The following is a 12,913-nucleotide window of genomic DNA, read 5'->3' as shown; positions in this document are numbered from 1 at the left end:
AGAACTTACCTGCGATCCGCAACACACTCTCCCCCGTCAGTGACGACTGCCGGGCGGCGAGACCCCGGCCGCAAGGAGGCTGAATTGAGCAGGCAGAGTCTCACCAAGGCGCATAACAAGATCACGGAGCTGTCGTGGGAACCGACGTTCGCGACGCCGGCGACCCGCTTCGGGACGGACTACACGTTCGAGAAGGCACCGAAGAAGGACCCGCTCAAGCAGATCATGCGGTCGTACTTCCCGATGGAGGAGGAAAAGGACAACCGCGTCTTCGGCGCGATGGACGGCGCGATCCGGGGCAACATGTTCCGGCAGGTGCAGCAGCGCTGGCTGGAGTGGCAGAAGCTGTTCCTGTCCATCATCCCGTTCCCGGAGATCTCGGCGGCGCGCGCGATGCCGATGGCGATCGACGCCGTGCCGAACCCGGAGATCCACAACGGACTCGCGGTGCAGATGATCGACGAGGTCAGGCACTCGACGATCCAGATGAACCTCAAGAAGCTGTACATGAACAACTACATCGACCCGGCCGGGTTCGACATCACGGAGAAGGCGTTCGCGAACAACTACGCGGGCACCATCGGCCGGCAGTTCGGTGAAGGGTTCATCACCGGCGACGCGATCACCGCCGCCAACATCTACCTGACCGTGGTCGCGGAGACCGCGTTCACCAACACGCTGTTCGTCGCGATGCCCGACGAGGCCGCGGCCAACGGCGACTACCTGCTGCCGACCGTGTTCCACTCGGTGCAGTCCGACGAGTCCCGGCACATCAGCAACGGCTACTCCATCCTGCTGATGGCGCTGGCCGACGAGCGCAACCGCCCGCTGCTCGAGCGCGACCTGCGCTACGCCTGGTGGAACAACCACTGCGTGGTGGACGCGGCCATCGGCACCTTCATCGAGTACGGCACCAAGGACCGCCGCAAGAACCGCGAATCCTACGCGGAGATGTGGCGCCGCTGGATCTACGACGACTACTACCGCAGCTACCTGCTCCCGCTGGAGAAGTACGGCCTGGTGATCCCGCACGACCTGGTCGAGGAGGCGTGGAACCGGATCACGAACAAGTTCTACGTGCACCGGGTGGCACAGTTCTTCGCCACCGGCTGGCCGGTCAACTACTGGCGCATCGACGGCATGACCGACGCCGACTTCGAGTGGTTCGAGGAGAAGTACCCGGGCTGGTACAACCAGTTCGGCAAGTGGTGGGAGGCCTACAACCGGCTGGCCCGCCCTGGCCGCAACAAGCCGATCGCGTTCGAGGACGTCGGCTACGAGTACCCGCACCGCTGCTGGACCTGCATGGTGCCCTGCCTGGTCCGCGAGGACATGGTGGTGGACAAGGTCGACGACCAGTGGCGGACCTACTGCTCGGAGACCTGCGCCTGGACCGACAAGGTCGCCTTCCGTCCCGAGTACGAGGGCCGGGAAACCCCCAACATGGGCCGGCTCACCGGGCAGCGCGAGTGGGAGACGCTGCACCACGACCGCGATCTCGCCGACATCGTGAAGGACCTCGGCTACGTCCGCGACGACGGCAAGACCCTCATCCCGCAGCCGCACCTGGACCTCGACGATCCGAAGAAGCTGTGGACGCTCGACGACCTGCGCGGCATCCGGTTCGCGAGCCCGAACGTGACGCTCAACGAGATGTCCGACGCCGAACGTGAGCAGTGGGCCGCGGCCTACCGCGCCAACCCGAACGTCACGGCCGCCTGACGGTCCTGGAGGACCAGCGGACGGCGGCGGTGGTGGCTTGCGTGCGACTGGGGTTCGCCGCCGCCGTCCGTTCCCGAGAATCGAGAGACCACATGGCCGATAAGCATCGCATCTCCTTCGAACCCGTCGACATCGAGATGGAGGTCGGCGAGGACGAGAAGATCCTGGACGCCGCGTTCCGCCAGGGCATCCACCTCATGCACGGCTGCCGCGAGGGGCAGTGCTCGGCGTGCAAGTCCTACGTGCTGGACGGCGAGATCCAGATGGAGCGCTACTCGACGTTCGCCTGCAACGACGCCGAGGTCGAGGAGGGCTATGTGCTGCTGTGCCGGGCACACGCCTTCAGCGACTGCACCATCGAGCTGCTCAACTTCGACGAGGACGAGCTGCTCAACTCCGCCCCGCTGCAGGAGATCCGGACCGAGGTCGTGGAGATCGTGCCGCACACCCACGACATCGTGGGCCTCAAGCTCAAGCCGGTCGACCCGCCCGCGTACGAGTTCAAGCCCGGCCAGTACGCCGATCTGACCATCCCGGGCACCGACGAGCGCCGGTCGTTCTCCATGGCGACGATACCGTCCACAACGGACCACATCGAGTTCGTCATCAAGAAGTACCCCGGTGGCCGGTTCTCCTCGTTGCTGGACAGCGGAATCGAGGTCGGCGCGACGATCGGGCTGACCGGTCCCTACGGCAACTTCACCCTCAAGAACGGGCACGTGCTCCCGCTGGTGCTGATGGCGGGCGGGGCCGGAATGGCGCCCGTGCTCGGCCTGCTGCGCCACCTGAGCGAGACCGGCGACCCGCGCCGGATCCGCTTCTACTACGGCGCACGCACACCCGCGGACCTGTTCTACCTGGACGAGATCCGGGCACTGGGTGAACGTCTCGGGGACTTCGGGTTCGTCGTCGCGCTTTCGGAATCCACCGAGGGCGCCGAGGAACTCGGTGTCACCGCGGAGCAGGGGATGGTCACCGACGTCGTGGCGGCCAGGGAGCCCGAGTTGCACCGCACCGAGGTCTACCTGTGCGGGCCGCCGCCGATGGTGGACGCCGCTCTCGAGCTGGCGTCGCGGCAGGGCGTACCGGATGACCAGGTGTTCTACGACAAGTTCACCACGTCGGTTCGTGACGAGTAGACAGAGGAGATCTCAATGGCGAGCAGTGCGACACCGAAGGTGCGCAGTTTCCCGAAAGTGGAGTTCACCGACTCCGAGGCCGGCGCGCTGGAGTTCCCCAGCTCCTCCAGCCGCACCTACAACTACTTCAAGCCGGCGAAGCTCAGGGCGACGGTGTACGAGGACGTGACCGTCGACGTGCAGCCGGACCCCGAGCGGCACCTGACCCAGGGCTGGATCTACGGCTTCGGCGACGGCCCCGGCGGCTACCCGCAGGAATGGACGACCGCGAAGTCATCGAACTGGCACGCCTTCCTCGACCCGAACGAGGAGTGGGAGCAGACCATCTACCGCAACAACTCCGCGGTGGTGCGGCAGGTCTCCCTGTGCCTGGGGAACGCCAAGCGCGCGGGCGCCTACGGCAACTGGAACCCGGCCTGGCAGAAGTTCATCGCGCGCAACCTCGGCGCCTGGATGCACGCCGAGAACGGGATGGCGCTGCACGTGTTCACCTCGATCCAGCGCTCCGGACCGACCAACATGATCAACACCGCGGTGGCCGTCAACGCCGCCCACAAGATGCGCTTCGCGCAGGACCTCGCGCTGTTCAACCTGGACCTGTCCGAATCGCTCGACACCTTCGACGGTTCGGTCCACCAGGAGGTGTGGGCCTCGGCCGAGGAGTGGCAGCCCACCCGCAAGGTCGTCGAGGAGCTCACCGCGGTCGGTGACTGGGCGGAGCTGCTGTTCGGCGCCAACATCGTGTTCGAGCAACTGGTGGGCCAGCTGTTCCGGTCGGAGCTGGTCATGCAGATCTCCGCCAAGAACGGGGACTACATCACGCCGACGATCGTCGGCACCGGCGAGTACGACTACAGCCGCGACCTCGGCTACACGCGCGCCCTGTTCCGGATGCTCACCCGCGACGAGAAGACCGGCGAGAGCAACAAGGAGCTGTTCGGCGAGTGGCTCGCGAAATGGGTGCCGGCCAGCCTCGTCGCCGCGCAGGCCCTGCAGCCCATCTGGTCGCAGCCGGCGGAGAAGACGCTGACGTTCGCCGACTCGTTCAGTGCGGCGAAGGAGAAGTTCGCCCAGTTGCTCGAAGAGATCGGGCTCGAAGTACCGAAGGAGTTGGACAAGTGAGCGGCAGCATGCAGTTCGGTTCGCAGGCCGGGTCCTCGAACATGTGCGGGGTCACCCTGATGAACACCCCGGTGGGCCGGGTGGTCGCCGACGTGATGGCGACCAAGAAGGGCGTCTCGCTCGTCGAGTACCCGTCCATGATCCGGGTGGACGGCACGAAGCTCCTGGAGTTCGACTACGACGAGCTGACCGAGGCGCTCGGTGAGCCGTTCGACGGTTCGATCTTCGAGGAGATCAGCTCGACCCACTACGGCCGCATGGTGCATCTGGACGACCGCACGCTGCTGTTCGCCAATCCGGAGGACGCCGCCGAGTACATCGGTTTCGACCTCCTCGCGCACGGCTGACGCCGGACCTGAAATCCAGGTGGTGGCGGGGCCCGCACGAGGAGCTCCGCCACCACCGTTCCACCGAACACCAGCACAGCGAAGGGTCACGATGTACGAGAAGGATGGCGAGAGCTACTACGTCGCCGACGGGCACGTCCACATCTGGGATGGCCGCGCGGGCAACCACAAGAACGTGCACGGCAAGCAGTTCATCGACTGCTTCTACGACTACCACAAGAACCTCAGCCCCGAAGAGGTCGTCTGGGACTACGACACCTACACCTACTACGGTGCCGAGCGGTTCATGAAGGACATCTTCGGCGAAGGCCACGTCGATCACGCCATCTTCCAGGCGACCCTGCTCAGCGAGTTCTACCACAACGGGTTCGGCCAGACCGAGGAGGCGTTCGGGCTCGCCCAGCAGCATCCGGACAAGCTGACCTACAACCACGCCTACGATCCCCGTAACGGCGAGGCCGGGCTGGAGCAGCTGCGCCGCGACGCCGAGCGGATGAACCTCAAGGGCGTCAAGCTCTACACCGCGGAATGGCACGGCGACTCGCGCGGCTACCAGCTCGACGACCCCTGGTCGCGCCGGTACCTCGAAGAGTGCCTCGAGCTCGGCATCAAGAACATCCACGTCCACAAAGGACCGACGATCCGGCCGCTGGACCGGGACGCGTTCGATGTCGCCGACATCGACAAGGTGGCCACCGACTACCTCGACCTGAACTTCATCGTCGAGCACGTCGGCCTGCCGAGGCTGGAGGACTTCTGCTGGATCGCCACCCAGGAGTCCAATGTGTACGGTGGGCTCGCCGTCGCGATGCCGTTCATCCACGCCCGGCCCCGCTACTTCGCCCAGATCATCGGGGAACTGCTCTACTGGATCGGCGAGGACAAGATCCTCTTCGGCAGCGACTATGCACTGTGGACGCCGAAATGGCTCGTCGAGAAGTTCGTCGACTTCCAGATCCCAGAGGACATGCCGGAGTATCCGGCGATCACCACGGAACAGAAGAAGAAGATCCTCGGGCTCAACGCGGCCGCGCTGTACGACCTCGACGTGCCCCGTCAGCTGCGGCTGCCCGTTCCGGCGGGTGCGCGATGACCACCGCCGTTTCCCTGGCGGGCGAGGTTCTCGCGGCGCTGGCGACGGTGCTCGACCCCGAGCTGGACGAACCCGTGACCGAGTTGGGTTTCGTCCGGTCCGTGGCGATCGACGACGGCGGGGTGGAGGTACACCTGCGCCTGCCCACTTCGTTCTGCGCCCCCAACTTCGCCTACCTGATGGTCGCCGACGCCTACGACGCGCTGGCGGGGGTGCCGGGAGTTGGCCGGGTACGCGTGCTGCTGGACGATCACCACGACTCCGGCAAGATCAACGCCGGCACCGCGGCCGGGCTCGGTTACGTCGGGACGTTCGGTGTGGAGGCGGAAGAAGGCCTCGACGAGCTTCGCCGGACGTTTCGGCGCAAGGCGCATCTGGCGGCGATGGAACGAAGCTGCCGCTCGGTGCTGACCAGCGGTGCCTGGACGATCGAGGAACTGCCGCTGCTCGAACTGTTCGACCTGCCCGAAGGGCCGCTGAAGTCCGCGCTGCTGCGCCGTCGCGAGGCCGTCGGGCTGCCCAACCATGCGCACGCCCGCGTGCTGGTCGATCACGACGGCAAGCCGGTCGCGAAGTCCGAGGTGGCGCTGTGGTTGCGGCTGGCCGCCACCACACGGGTTTCGATCGAGGGCAACGCCCATTTCTGCCGGGGCCTGCTCGCCACCCGGTACGCCGACGCCGATCCGGCCGTCCCGGTCGTCACCGATTCCAGGAGCGACTCATGAAAGCCGCACAGGTCACCGGGTACCACCAGAACCTCGAACTGCGCGACGTCGGCGAACCGAAGATCACCGGGCCGCTGGACGTCGTGGTGCGCGTCGGTGCGGCCGGGGTCTGCCGGACCGATCTCCACATCCTCGAAGGCCAGTGGGCGGAGAAGTCCGGCGTCGCGCTGCCTTACACGATCGGGCACGAGAACGCCGGCTGGGTGCACGCCGTTGGTGACGCGGTGACGAACGTCGCGGTGGGGGACAAGGTGATCCTCCATCCGCTGATGACGTGCGGCCTGTGCCGGGCCTGCCGCCTCGGCGACGACGTGCACTGCGAGAACTCGCGCTTCCCCGGGATCGACACCCACGGCGGGTACGCCGAGTACGTGCTGACATCGGCCCGTTCCTGCGTGAAGCTGGATGACAGCCTGGAGCCGGCCGACGTCGCCGCGCTCGCCGACGCGGGCCTGACCGCGCAGCATGCCGCCGCGAAGGCGGCCGGGGTGTTGCGCCCCGGCGAGGTCTGCGTCGTCATCGGCGCGGGCGGGCTCGGCCACATCGGCATCCAGTGTATGAAGGCGATGAGCGCCGCCACCCTCGTCGTGGTGGATCGCAATCCCGAGGCGCTCGAACTGGCGCGGCAGGTCGGTGCGGACGTCACGGTCGTCGCGGACGGCAACCACGTGAACGAGGTCCTCGAGCGGACCGGCGGGCAGGGCGCGGAGGCGGTCATCGACTTCGTCGGCGAAGGCGGGTCGACCTCCGAAGGGGTGCGCATGCTGCGCCGGGCGGGGAACTACTACGTCGTCGGTTACGGCGAGAACCTCAACGTCCCGACGATCGACATCATCTCGACGGAGATCAACTTCATCGGCAACCTCGTCGGCTCGTACACCGATCTGCAGGACCTGATGGTGCTGGCCGCGCAGGGCAAGGTGAAGCTGCACACCGCCCGCTACGGGCTCGAAGAGTTCCAGCGGGCGATCGACGACCTCGGCGCCGGCAAGGTGCGCGGCCGGGCAATCCTCGTTCCCTGACAAGGAAAGGAAGAAGACCATGGCGAAGGAGCTGCGGTTCAGCGTCGAGGCGCGGCGCCGGCTCGAGCTGGGCGTCAACACACTGGCCGACGCGGTGAAGGTCACCTTGGGGCCCAAGGGGCGCAACGCCGTGCTGGAGAAGCTGACCGGGCCGCCGACCATCACCAACGACGGCGTGACCATCGCCAGGGAGGTCCAGCTGGCCGAGCCGTTCGCCAACATGGGGGCGCAGCTGGTCAAGGAAGTCGCGATGAAGACCAACGGCGCCGTCGGCGACGGCACCACCACCGCGACGGTGCTCGCGCAGGCGATGGTGCGGGAGGGCCTGGCCGCGCTCGGTGAGGGCGCGAACCCCATGCGGGTGCGCCGCGGCATCGAGGAGACCGTCGAAGCGGTCGTCGAGTGGCTGCGCAAATCGGCGGCACAGGTCTCCGGCGAGGTCGAGCTGGAGCGGATCGCCACGCTGGCGGCGAGCGACGACGAACGCATCGGCCGCGTGATCGCGCAGGCACTGGCCGCGGTGGGCCGTGAAGGCGTCGTCGAGGTGGAGGAGTCCGACGAGCCCGGCCTGAGCGTGGAACTGGTCGACGGGATCGAGTTCGGCCACGGCTACACCTCGCCGTACATGGTCACCGACTCCGAACGGATGGAGGCCGCCTACGACGATCCGGTCATCCTGCTGACCAACAAGAAGATCAGCCAGGTGCAGGAGCTGATGCCCACCGTGGAGGCGGCCCGCCGCCTCGACCGCCCGCTGGTGATCCTCGCGGAGAACGTCGACGGGCCCGCCCTGCAGATGATCGTCAGCGGCAACGTGCACCGCACCTGCCCGGCCGTCGTGGTTCGCGCACCCGGTTTCGGTCACCGGCGGGTGGCCGAGCTGGAGGACCTCGCGGCCGCGCTCGGCGGGCGAGTGGTCAGTGAAGACTCCGGTGTCGGCCTCACCGAGGTCACCGAACGGGATTTCGGTCGCTGCGAGCACATCACGATCACCGAGGACGCGACGACGATCATCGGCGGTGCCGGTGACGAAGCGGCGGTGCGGGCACGGATCGGCCAGCTGGACAGTCAGCTCAAACGAGCCCGTATCGAACACGACCAGGACAGCCTGCGGCTGCGGATCGCGAGGTTGTCGGGCCGGATCGCCGTGGTGCGCGTGGGCGCCGCGACCAGCGTCGAGCTCAAGGAACGGATGCTGCGAGTGGAGGACTCGCTGGCGGCGGCCAGGGCGGCGCTGGAGGAGGGGGTGGTGACCGGCGGCGGGGCGGCACTGGCGCAGGCCGCGCGTTGCGTGGATCTGGTCGGCCTCGACGGCGACGCGGCGCAAGGACGTGAGATCGTGCGCCGGGCCGCGGGGGAACCGCTGCGGTGGATCGCCTCCAACGCGGGCTACGAGGGCGACGAGGTGCTGGCGCGAGTGTCCGAACTGGACAACGGCTGGGGATTCGACGCGCTCACCGGCGAGTACCGGGATCTCTTCGCCGCCGGTGTCGTCGACCCCCTCAAGGTGACCCGTTCGGCGCTGGAAAGCGCGGCGTCCATCGCGGCGCTGCTGATCACCACCGAAACCGCGATCGTGGAGCAGGTATTGGTCAACCCCGGCGCGGTGATCGCCCCGGGCACCGGCGATCTCGCCGAGGGCCTGGTGCGTCCGTCCAATATCTACTGACCGGCTCCGATGCTCGACCTGGAGTACAAGCCGGGCGCCATCCTGATCAGGATCCGCGCCGGCGCGCGGGACGCGCTGACCGCCGAGCTGCTCGACAGCCTGGCGGCGGCCGTCGCGTACGTCGGACCGGGCCGTCCCATCGTGCTCACCGGGGCCGGAGGTGTTTTCGCCCCCGACGTCAGCCCGGTGCCCGGCCCGGTCCGCGCGGCGCCGCTGCACCGCCTGCCGCAGGTGCTGGCGGCCCTTCGCGCGCACCCGCTTCCGGTCGTGGCCGCCCTCAACGGCGACGCGGTCGGTGCGGGTTACGAACTGGCGCGCGCGGCGGACGCCCGGATCATGTCCGGCGGGATCATCAGGCCTTCGTCGGAGAGCGCGGTGCGGTACTGCCCGGCGGCGGCGGTGGCGGCAGGGCTGGTGGACCGCTGCTGCGCCCCGGCGGAGTTGATCGACGTCGCGCTGCGGCAGGTGGGCCGCTCACGCCTGATAGGAGATGACGGTCATCATGCCGGCCGCGTCGTGGTAGGCGTTGTGGCAGTGCGTGACCCACTGGCCGGGGTTGTCCGCGACGAAGTCGGCCACGATCGTCTGTCCGGGTAGGACGATCGCGGTGTCCTTGCGTGGCCCGGTGGGCGAGTTTCCCTGGCGCAGCGCGAAAGTGTGACCGTGCAGGTGCACCGGGTGGTACATCGCGGTGGTGTTGCGGTAGCGCAGCCGCACGTACTGGCCCTGGCGCACCGGCAGCGGCTGGTCGTCCGGGTAGGCGCGGCCGTTGATGGTCCACCGGTAGGGCATCATCCCGCCACCCAGCACCAGATCGTGCGTCACGTCGGGAGTCCGCGCGGGCAGGACGGCGCCCGAGGCGGCGTGCAGGCCGGCGTAGTCCAGCATCCGGCCGTCGAGTTCGGCCGGGCGCACGTTCGCCGGCGGCACGGCTCCGGCACCCGTGCGGACCACGCCGAGAGCCTGGCCGGTCTTGCCTTCGGCCACCGCGACCAGCGGGAACACCCCGTCGGCCAGCGTGACCTCGACGTCGTAGCGCTCACCCATGCCGAGCACCAGCGTGTCCACGGTGACCGGGGCGACCGGGTAGCCGTCGGTGTGGGTCACGGTCAGCCGGTGACCGCCCAGCGCCACCCGGAACGAGGTGTCGCCGCCCGCGTTGATCATCCGGATCCGGGCCTTCTGCCGCGGCTTCGCGGTGAACGACACCGGCGCGGCCGGTGCCCGCCCGTTGAGCAGGTAGTAAGGGTAGGTCACGTCCCCGGCGTCCCCGCCCAGCACCGGCGAGCCCTTGCCCATCATGCCGCCGCCCGACATCATCATCCCGCCGGATTCCAGCCGCTGGAGCACGCGGTCGGGGGTGGTTCCGGTGCCGTCGATCCAGTCGTCCACCACGATCGTCCACTCCACGTCGTAGCGGCCAGGCTCGTGCGGGTCGTCGATGATCAGCGGCCCGTACAGGCCGCGGTCACGCTGGACGCCGACATGCGAGTGGTACCAGTAGGTGCCCGGGTCGGGCAGGGTGAACTCGTAGGTGAACGGGGTCCCCGCCGCGATCTGGGGCTGCGTGACGTCCGGGACGCCGTCCATGGCGTTGACCACCGGGAGACCGTGCCAGTGCACCGTCGTGCCGGCCGGGAGCCTGCTGGCGACGGTGACGCGCATCCGGTCACCGGCCGTGCCACGCAGGAGCGGGCCGGGCAGCGTGTCCCCGAAGGCCCAGGTCTGCACAGCCGGACCACCGAGGTCGAGCCGGGTGGGTTGCGGGGTGAGCGTGTACGAGCGCGGCGGCGCTTCCGGGCGGCGCGGCGGGGCGGACGCCGTCGCGCCGCAGGCGGCCAGCGCCCCGAGCGCGGCGAGCGAGCCCCCGCCGGCAAGCAGGCGGCGGCGCGAGAAAGACGAGTTGCCAACGGACATGAGAGATCGGCTCCCAGAGGATGAGGAATGGATCGGAACGCGGGGTATGCGCGTTCCGGTCAGATCCGCAGCACCTCCGGGCTCGCGCGGCCCCACTGCGACGGGGCCGACCTGGATGGGCGCGAGACTTGCGGCGCGGTGAACCGGCCGATCACGACCGCCGGCGCCGGGTGATCGTCACGGCGCGCCGTCGTCCGCCAGCATCCCCGGGCAGCCGGTCATGTGCTGTGATCCGCCGGCGAGGACGAGCAGCGCGCGCGGCGTCCAGCGCATCACACCATCACCCGCCACGCCAGCTACCATACACCCCCAGGGTATCAGCGCCCCCGGGGCCTCCAGCCGCCGCGCCGTAGTAGCAGGTGAGCGCCGACAACGAGCACCTTCACGGCGACGACGGTGAGAAGCGCGTCGGCACCCCACCTTCCCCAGGTCGAGGCGGCGAGCCCGAGGTGCGCGACGACGGCCAGCGCCGCGGCGGCCACCCAGGCCGGAGCGCGCATCCTGCCGGGGCGGCGACCGGCGGGCGCCGGTGGTGACGCGGGCACGTCGCCGGACGGGTGCCACCGCGGGATCAGCCGGTCGCGGCGGCCGATGGTCCGCAGGCGCCGGGTGATGCCGTCCTGGAGTGCCCGCAAGGCGTCGCCGTCGGCGGCCTCGACGCGCAGCGTCAGCGCGGTCGGCTCGGCCCGCAGTGTGCAGGAGCCCCGCGCGAAGCGGACCGTCCCGGCGGTGTCGGACCACTCGGCGTGCTCCACGGCCGGAACATCAGGCACGCCATGGCGACCGGGAGGCCGGTGCCGCATGCGGCTCATCTGGCTGGTGTGCCGGCAGAACTGGACGAGGTAACGGCTGGCGCGCTCGGTGGGGACGCGAGCCTCGGCGGTCGGCATGATGGTCCTTTCCGGATGGTGTTCAGAGCCGGGTGAGCGCCGCGAGCCACGCCTTGACGTGGCCACGTCCGGTACGGGCTTCGATGACGGCCGGTTCGATCGACTCGATCCGCCAGCCGGCGGCGAATGCGGCGGTGATGTCGTCGCGACAGAGCTTGTGCGGCCAGGGATCCGGTTCCGCGTCGCTGAAGCCCAGCATGGAATACCGGCCGCCCGGCGCCAGTACCGCCCGTAGACCGTCCACATAGGAGCTTCGGTCCGCGCCGGTGAAGATATGGAACAGGCCACAGTCGAGCACGGTGTCGAACACCTCGCCCAGTTCGGCGAGGTGGCGGGCGTCCTGGTGCACGAACCGTGCCGCCAGGCCCCGGTCGCGGGCCTTGCGCTCGGCCTGGTCCAGTGCGGTCCGGGCCAGATCGATCCCGGTGGCCTCGAGCCCGAGTGAGGCGGCGAGCAACGTGTGCTCCCCGGTCCCGCAGCCCGCGTCGAGCACGCGGCCGCGGATCGTGAGTGACCGGAACGCCGGCTGCGGACGGCCGATATCCCAGGGCGGTGGGGTGGCGTAGAGCTCGTCGGGTGTGCGGGAGCCCGGATGTGCGTGGGTCATGCAGGGAATTTATCGAGACATGGTGTCTATGGTCAATACCCGATGTGTCGAAGGTGTCGTTGCGTATAGTCGTGGGGTGCCGAAACTGTGGAACGAGACGATCCAGGCGCACCGGAGCCAGGTGCGGGACGCGATCCTGGACACCACGGCGGCCCTGGTGTTCGAGCGCGGACTGCGGTCGGTGACGATGGCGCAGATCGCCGAAGGCGCCGGGATCGGGCGCGCCACGCTGTACAAGTACTTCTCCGACGTCGACGCCATCCTGCACGCCTGGCACCATCGCCAGATCGCCGATCATCTGGCGCAGTTGGGCGTGGTGCGGGAGCAGGTGGGCGAACCGGGCGCGCGGCTGGAGGCCGTACTGGCGGCGTACGCGCGCATCGTCCACAAGACCCGGCACGGCCACGAAAGTGACATCGGGCGCTTCCTGCACCGCGACGAGCATCTCGCCGAACCGCAGCGGCAACTCCACGAGCTGATCACCGGCCTGGTCGCCGACGCGGCGCAGGCCGGTGAACTCCGCGGCGACATCCCGCCGGGGGAGTTGGCCGCCTACTGCCTGCACGCCCTCGACGCCGCCGGCGCCCTGCCTTCCCAAGCCGCGGTCGGCCGGCTGGTCACGGTCATCCTCAGCGGTCTGCGGCCCGCCTCGTAGGCGGG

General features: G+C 68.8%; 12 protein-coding genes and 1 pseudogene. 10 read left to right on the top strand and 3 right to left on the bottom strand.

The window, feature by feature from the left end:
• Positions 1-84: 84 nt before the first annotated feature.
• The 9 genes and pseudogenes from FG385_RS28000 to FG385_RS35070 form a co-directional block, all read left to right on the top strand.
• Positions 85-1,722 (top strand): ferritin family protein, encoded by a 1,638-nt coding sequence (locus FG385_RS28000; RefSeq protein WP_139099796.1) that lies wholly within the window; start codon positions 85-87, stop codon positions 1,720-1,722.
• Positions 1,723-1,814: 92 nt separating this feature from the next.
• Positions 1,815-2,861 (top strand): 2Fe-2S iron-sulfur cluster-binding protein, encoded by a 1,047-nt coding sequence (locus FG385_RS27995; protein WP_139099795.1) that lies wholly within the window; start codon positions 1,815-1,817, stop codon positions 2,859-2,861.
• A 15-nt stretch (positions 2,862-2,876) separates the two neighbouring features.
• Entirely contained in the window at positions 2,877-3,983 is a 1,107-nt protein-coding gene (locus FG385_RS27990) for an aromatic/alkene monooxygenase hydroxylase subunit beta (protein ID WP_139099794.1), read from the top strand.
• On the top strand, positions 3,980-4,330 hold the full coding sequence (gene mimD / locus FG385_RS27985) for a propane 2-monooxygenase effector subunit MimD (protein WP_407645559.1): 351 nt from the start codon (positions 3,980-3,982) through the stop codon (positions 4,328-4,330). The genes FG385_RS27990 and mimD overlap by 4 nt, the downstream gene beginning before the upstream one ends.
• 91 nt (positions 4,331-4,421) lie before the next feature.
• Positions 4,422-5,423, top strand: a complete 1,002-nt coding sequence (locus FG385_RS27980; RefSeq protein ID WP_139099793.1) for an amidohydrolase family protein — start codon at positions 4,422-4,424, stop codon at positions 5,421-5,423.
• The gene (locus tag FG385_RS27975) at positions 5,420-6,148 is read left to right on the top strand and encodes a metal-sulfur cluster assembly factor (protein ID WP_139099792.1); all 729 of its coding nucleotides are present in this window, start codon (positions 5,420-5,422) and stop codon (positions 6,146-6,148) included. The genes FG385_RS27980 and FG385_RS27975 overlap by 4 nt, the downstream gene beginning before the upstream one ends.
• Positions 6,145-7,170, top strand: a complete 1,026-nt coding sequence (locus FG385_RS27970) for an NAD(P)-dependent alcohol dehydrogenase (RefSeq protein WP_139099791.1) — start codon at positions 6,145-6,147, stop codon at positions 7,168-7,170. Before FG385_RS27975 ends, FG385_RS27970 begins: the two co-directional genes overlap by 4 nt.
• Before the next feature lie 19 nt (positions 7,171-7,189).
• Positions 7,190-8,839, top strand: coding sequence for a chaperonin GroEL (groL, locus tag FG385_RS27965; RefSeq protein WP_139099790.1), 1,650 nt, complete (start codon positions 7,190-7,192; stop codon positions 8,837-8,839).
• A 9-nt stretch (positions 8,840-8,848) separates the two neighbouring features.
• Positions 8,849-9,169: pseudogene (locus tag FG385_RS35070) on the top strand (enoyl-CoA hydratase-related protein); the annotation flags it as partial.
• A gap of 144 nt (positions 9,170-9,313) precedes the next feature.
• Here FG385_RS35070 and FG385_RS27955 read toward each other — a convergent pair.
• The 3 genes from FG385_RS27955 to FG385_RS27945 form a co-directional block, all read right to left on the bottom strand.
• Positions 9,314-10,756, bottom strand: a complete 1,443-nt coding sequence (locus tag FG385_RS27955) for a multicopper oxidase family protein (RefSeq protein ID WP_139099788.1) — start codon at positions 10,754-10,756, stop codon at positions 9,314-9,316.
• 317 nt (positions 10,757-11,073) lie between these two features.
• Positions 11,074-11,646, bottom strand: a complete 573-nt coding sequence (locus tag FG385_RS27950; RefSeq protein WP_139099787.1) for a DUF2218 domain-containing protein — start codon at positions 11,644-11,646, stop codon at positions 11,074-11,076.
• Between the two features lie 22 nt (positions 11,647-11,668).
• Positions 11,669-12,253, bottom strand: a complete 585-nt coding sequence (locus FG385_RS27945) for a class I SAM-dependent methyltransferase (protein ID WP_139099786.1) — start codon at positions 12,251-12,253, stop codon at positions 11,669-11,671.
• Positions 12,254-12,329: 76 nt separating this feature from the next.
• Between FG385_RS27945 and FG385_RS27940 the strand changes: the two genes are divergently transcribed.
• On the top strand, positions 12,330-12,908 hold the full coding sequence (locus FG385_RS27940) for a TetR/AcrR family transcriptional regulator (RefSeq protein ID WP_139099785.1): 579 nt from the start codon (positions 12,330-12,332) through the stop codon (positions 12,906-12,908).
• Positions 12,909-12,913 lie beyond the last annotated feature (5 nt).

Origin of the sequence: Amycolatopsis alkalitolerans (genome assembly GCF_006152065.1) — a bacterium.
Taxonomy (GTDB): domain Bacteria; phylum Actinomycetota; class Actinomycetes; order Mycobacteriales; family Pseudonocardiaceae; genus Amycolatopsis_E; species Amycolatopsis_E alkalitolerans.
Note: the sequence above shows the minus strand (reverse complement) of the source record. Positions and strands in the feature narration are given on the sequence as shown.

Bases quoted from the DNA above. Each gene is read 5' to 3' on its own strand.
- FG385_RS27995 (WP_139099795.1), top strand. From the start codon at position 1,815: ATGGCCGATAAGCATCGCATCTCCTTCGAACCCGTCGACATCGAGATG.
- FG385_RS27990 (WP_139099794.1), top strand. From the start codon at position 2,877: ATGGCGAGCAGTGCGACACCGAAGGTGCGCAGTTTCCCGAAAGTGGAG.
- FG385_RS27980 (WP_139099793.1), top strand. From the start codon at position 4,422: ATGTACGAGAAGGATGGCGAGAGCTACTACGTCGCCGACGGGCACGTC.
- FG385_RS27975 (WP_139099792.1), top strand. From the start codon at position 5,420: ATGACCACCGCCGTTTCCCTGGCGGGCGAGGTTCTCGCGGCGCTGGCG.
- FG385_RS27970 (WP_139099791.1), top strand. From the start codon at position 6,145: ATGAAAGCCGCACAGGTCACCGGGTACCACCAGAACCTCGAACTGCGC.
- groL (WP_139099790.1), top strand. From the start codon at position 7,190: ATGGCGAAGGAGCTGCGGTTCAGCGTCGAGGCGCGGCGCCGGCTCGAG.
- FG385_RS27955 (WP_139099788.1), bottom strand. From the start codon at position 10,756: ATGTCCGTTGGCAACTCGTCTTTCTCGCGCCGCCGCCTGCTTGCCGGC.
- FG385_RS27950 (WP_139099787.1), bottom strand. From the start codon at position 11,646: ATGCCGACCGCCGAGGCTCGCGTCCCCACCGAGCGCGCCAGCCGTTAC.
- FG385_RS27945 (WP_139099786.1), bottom strand. From the start codon at position 12,253: ATGACCCACGCACATCCGGGCTCCCGCACACCCGACGAGCTCTACGCC.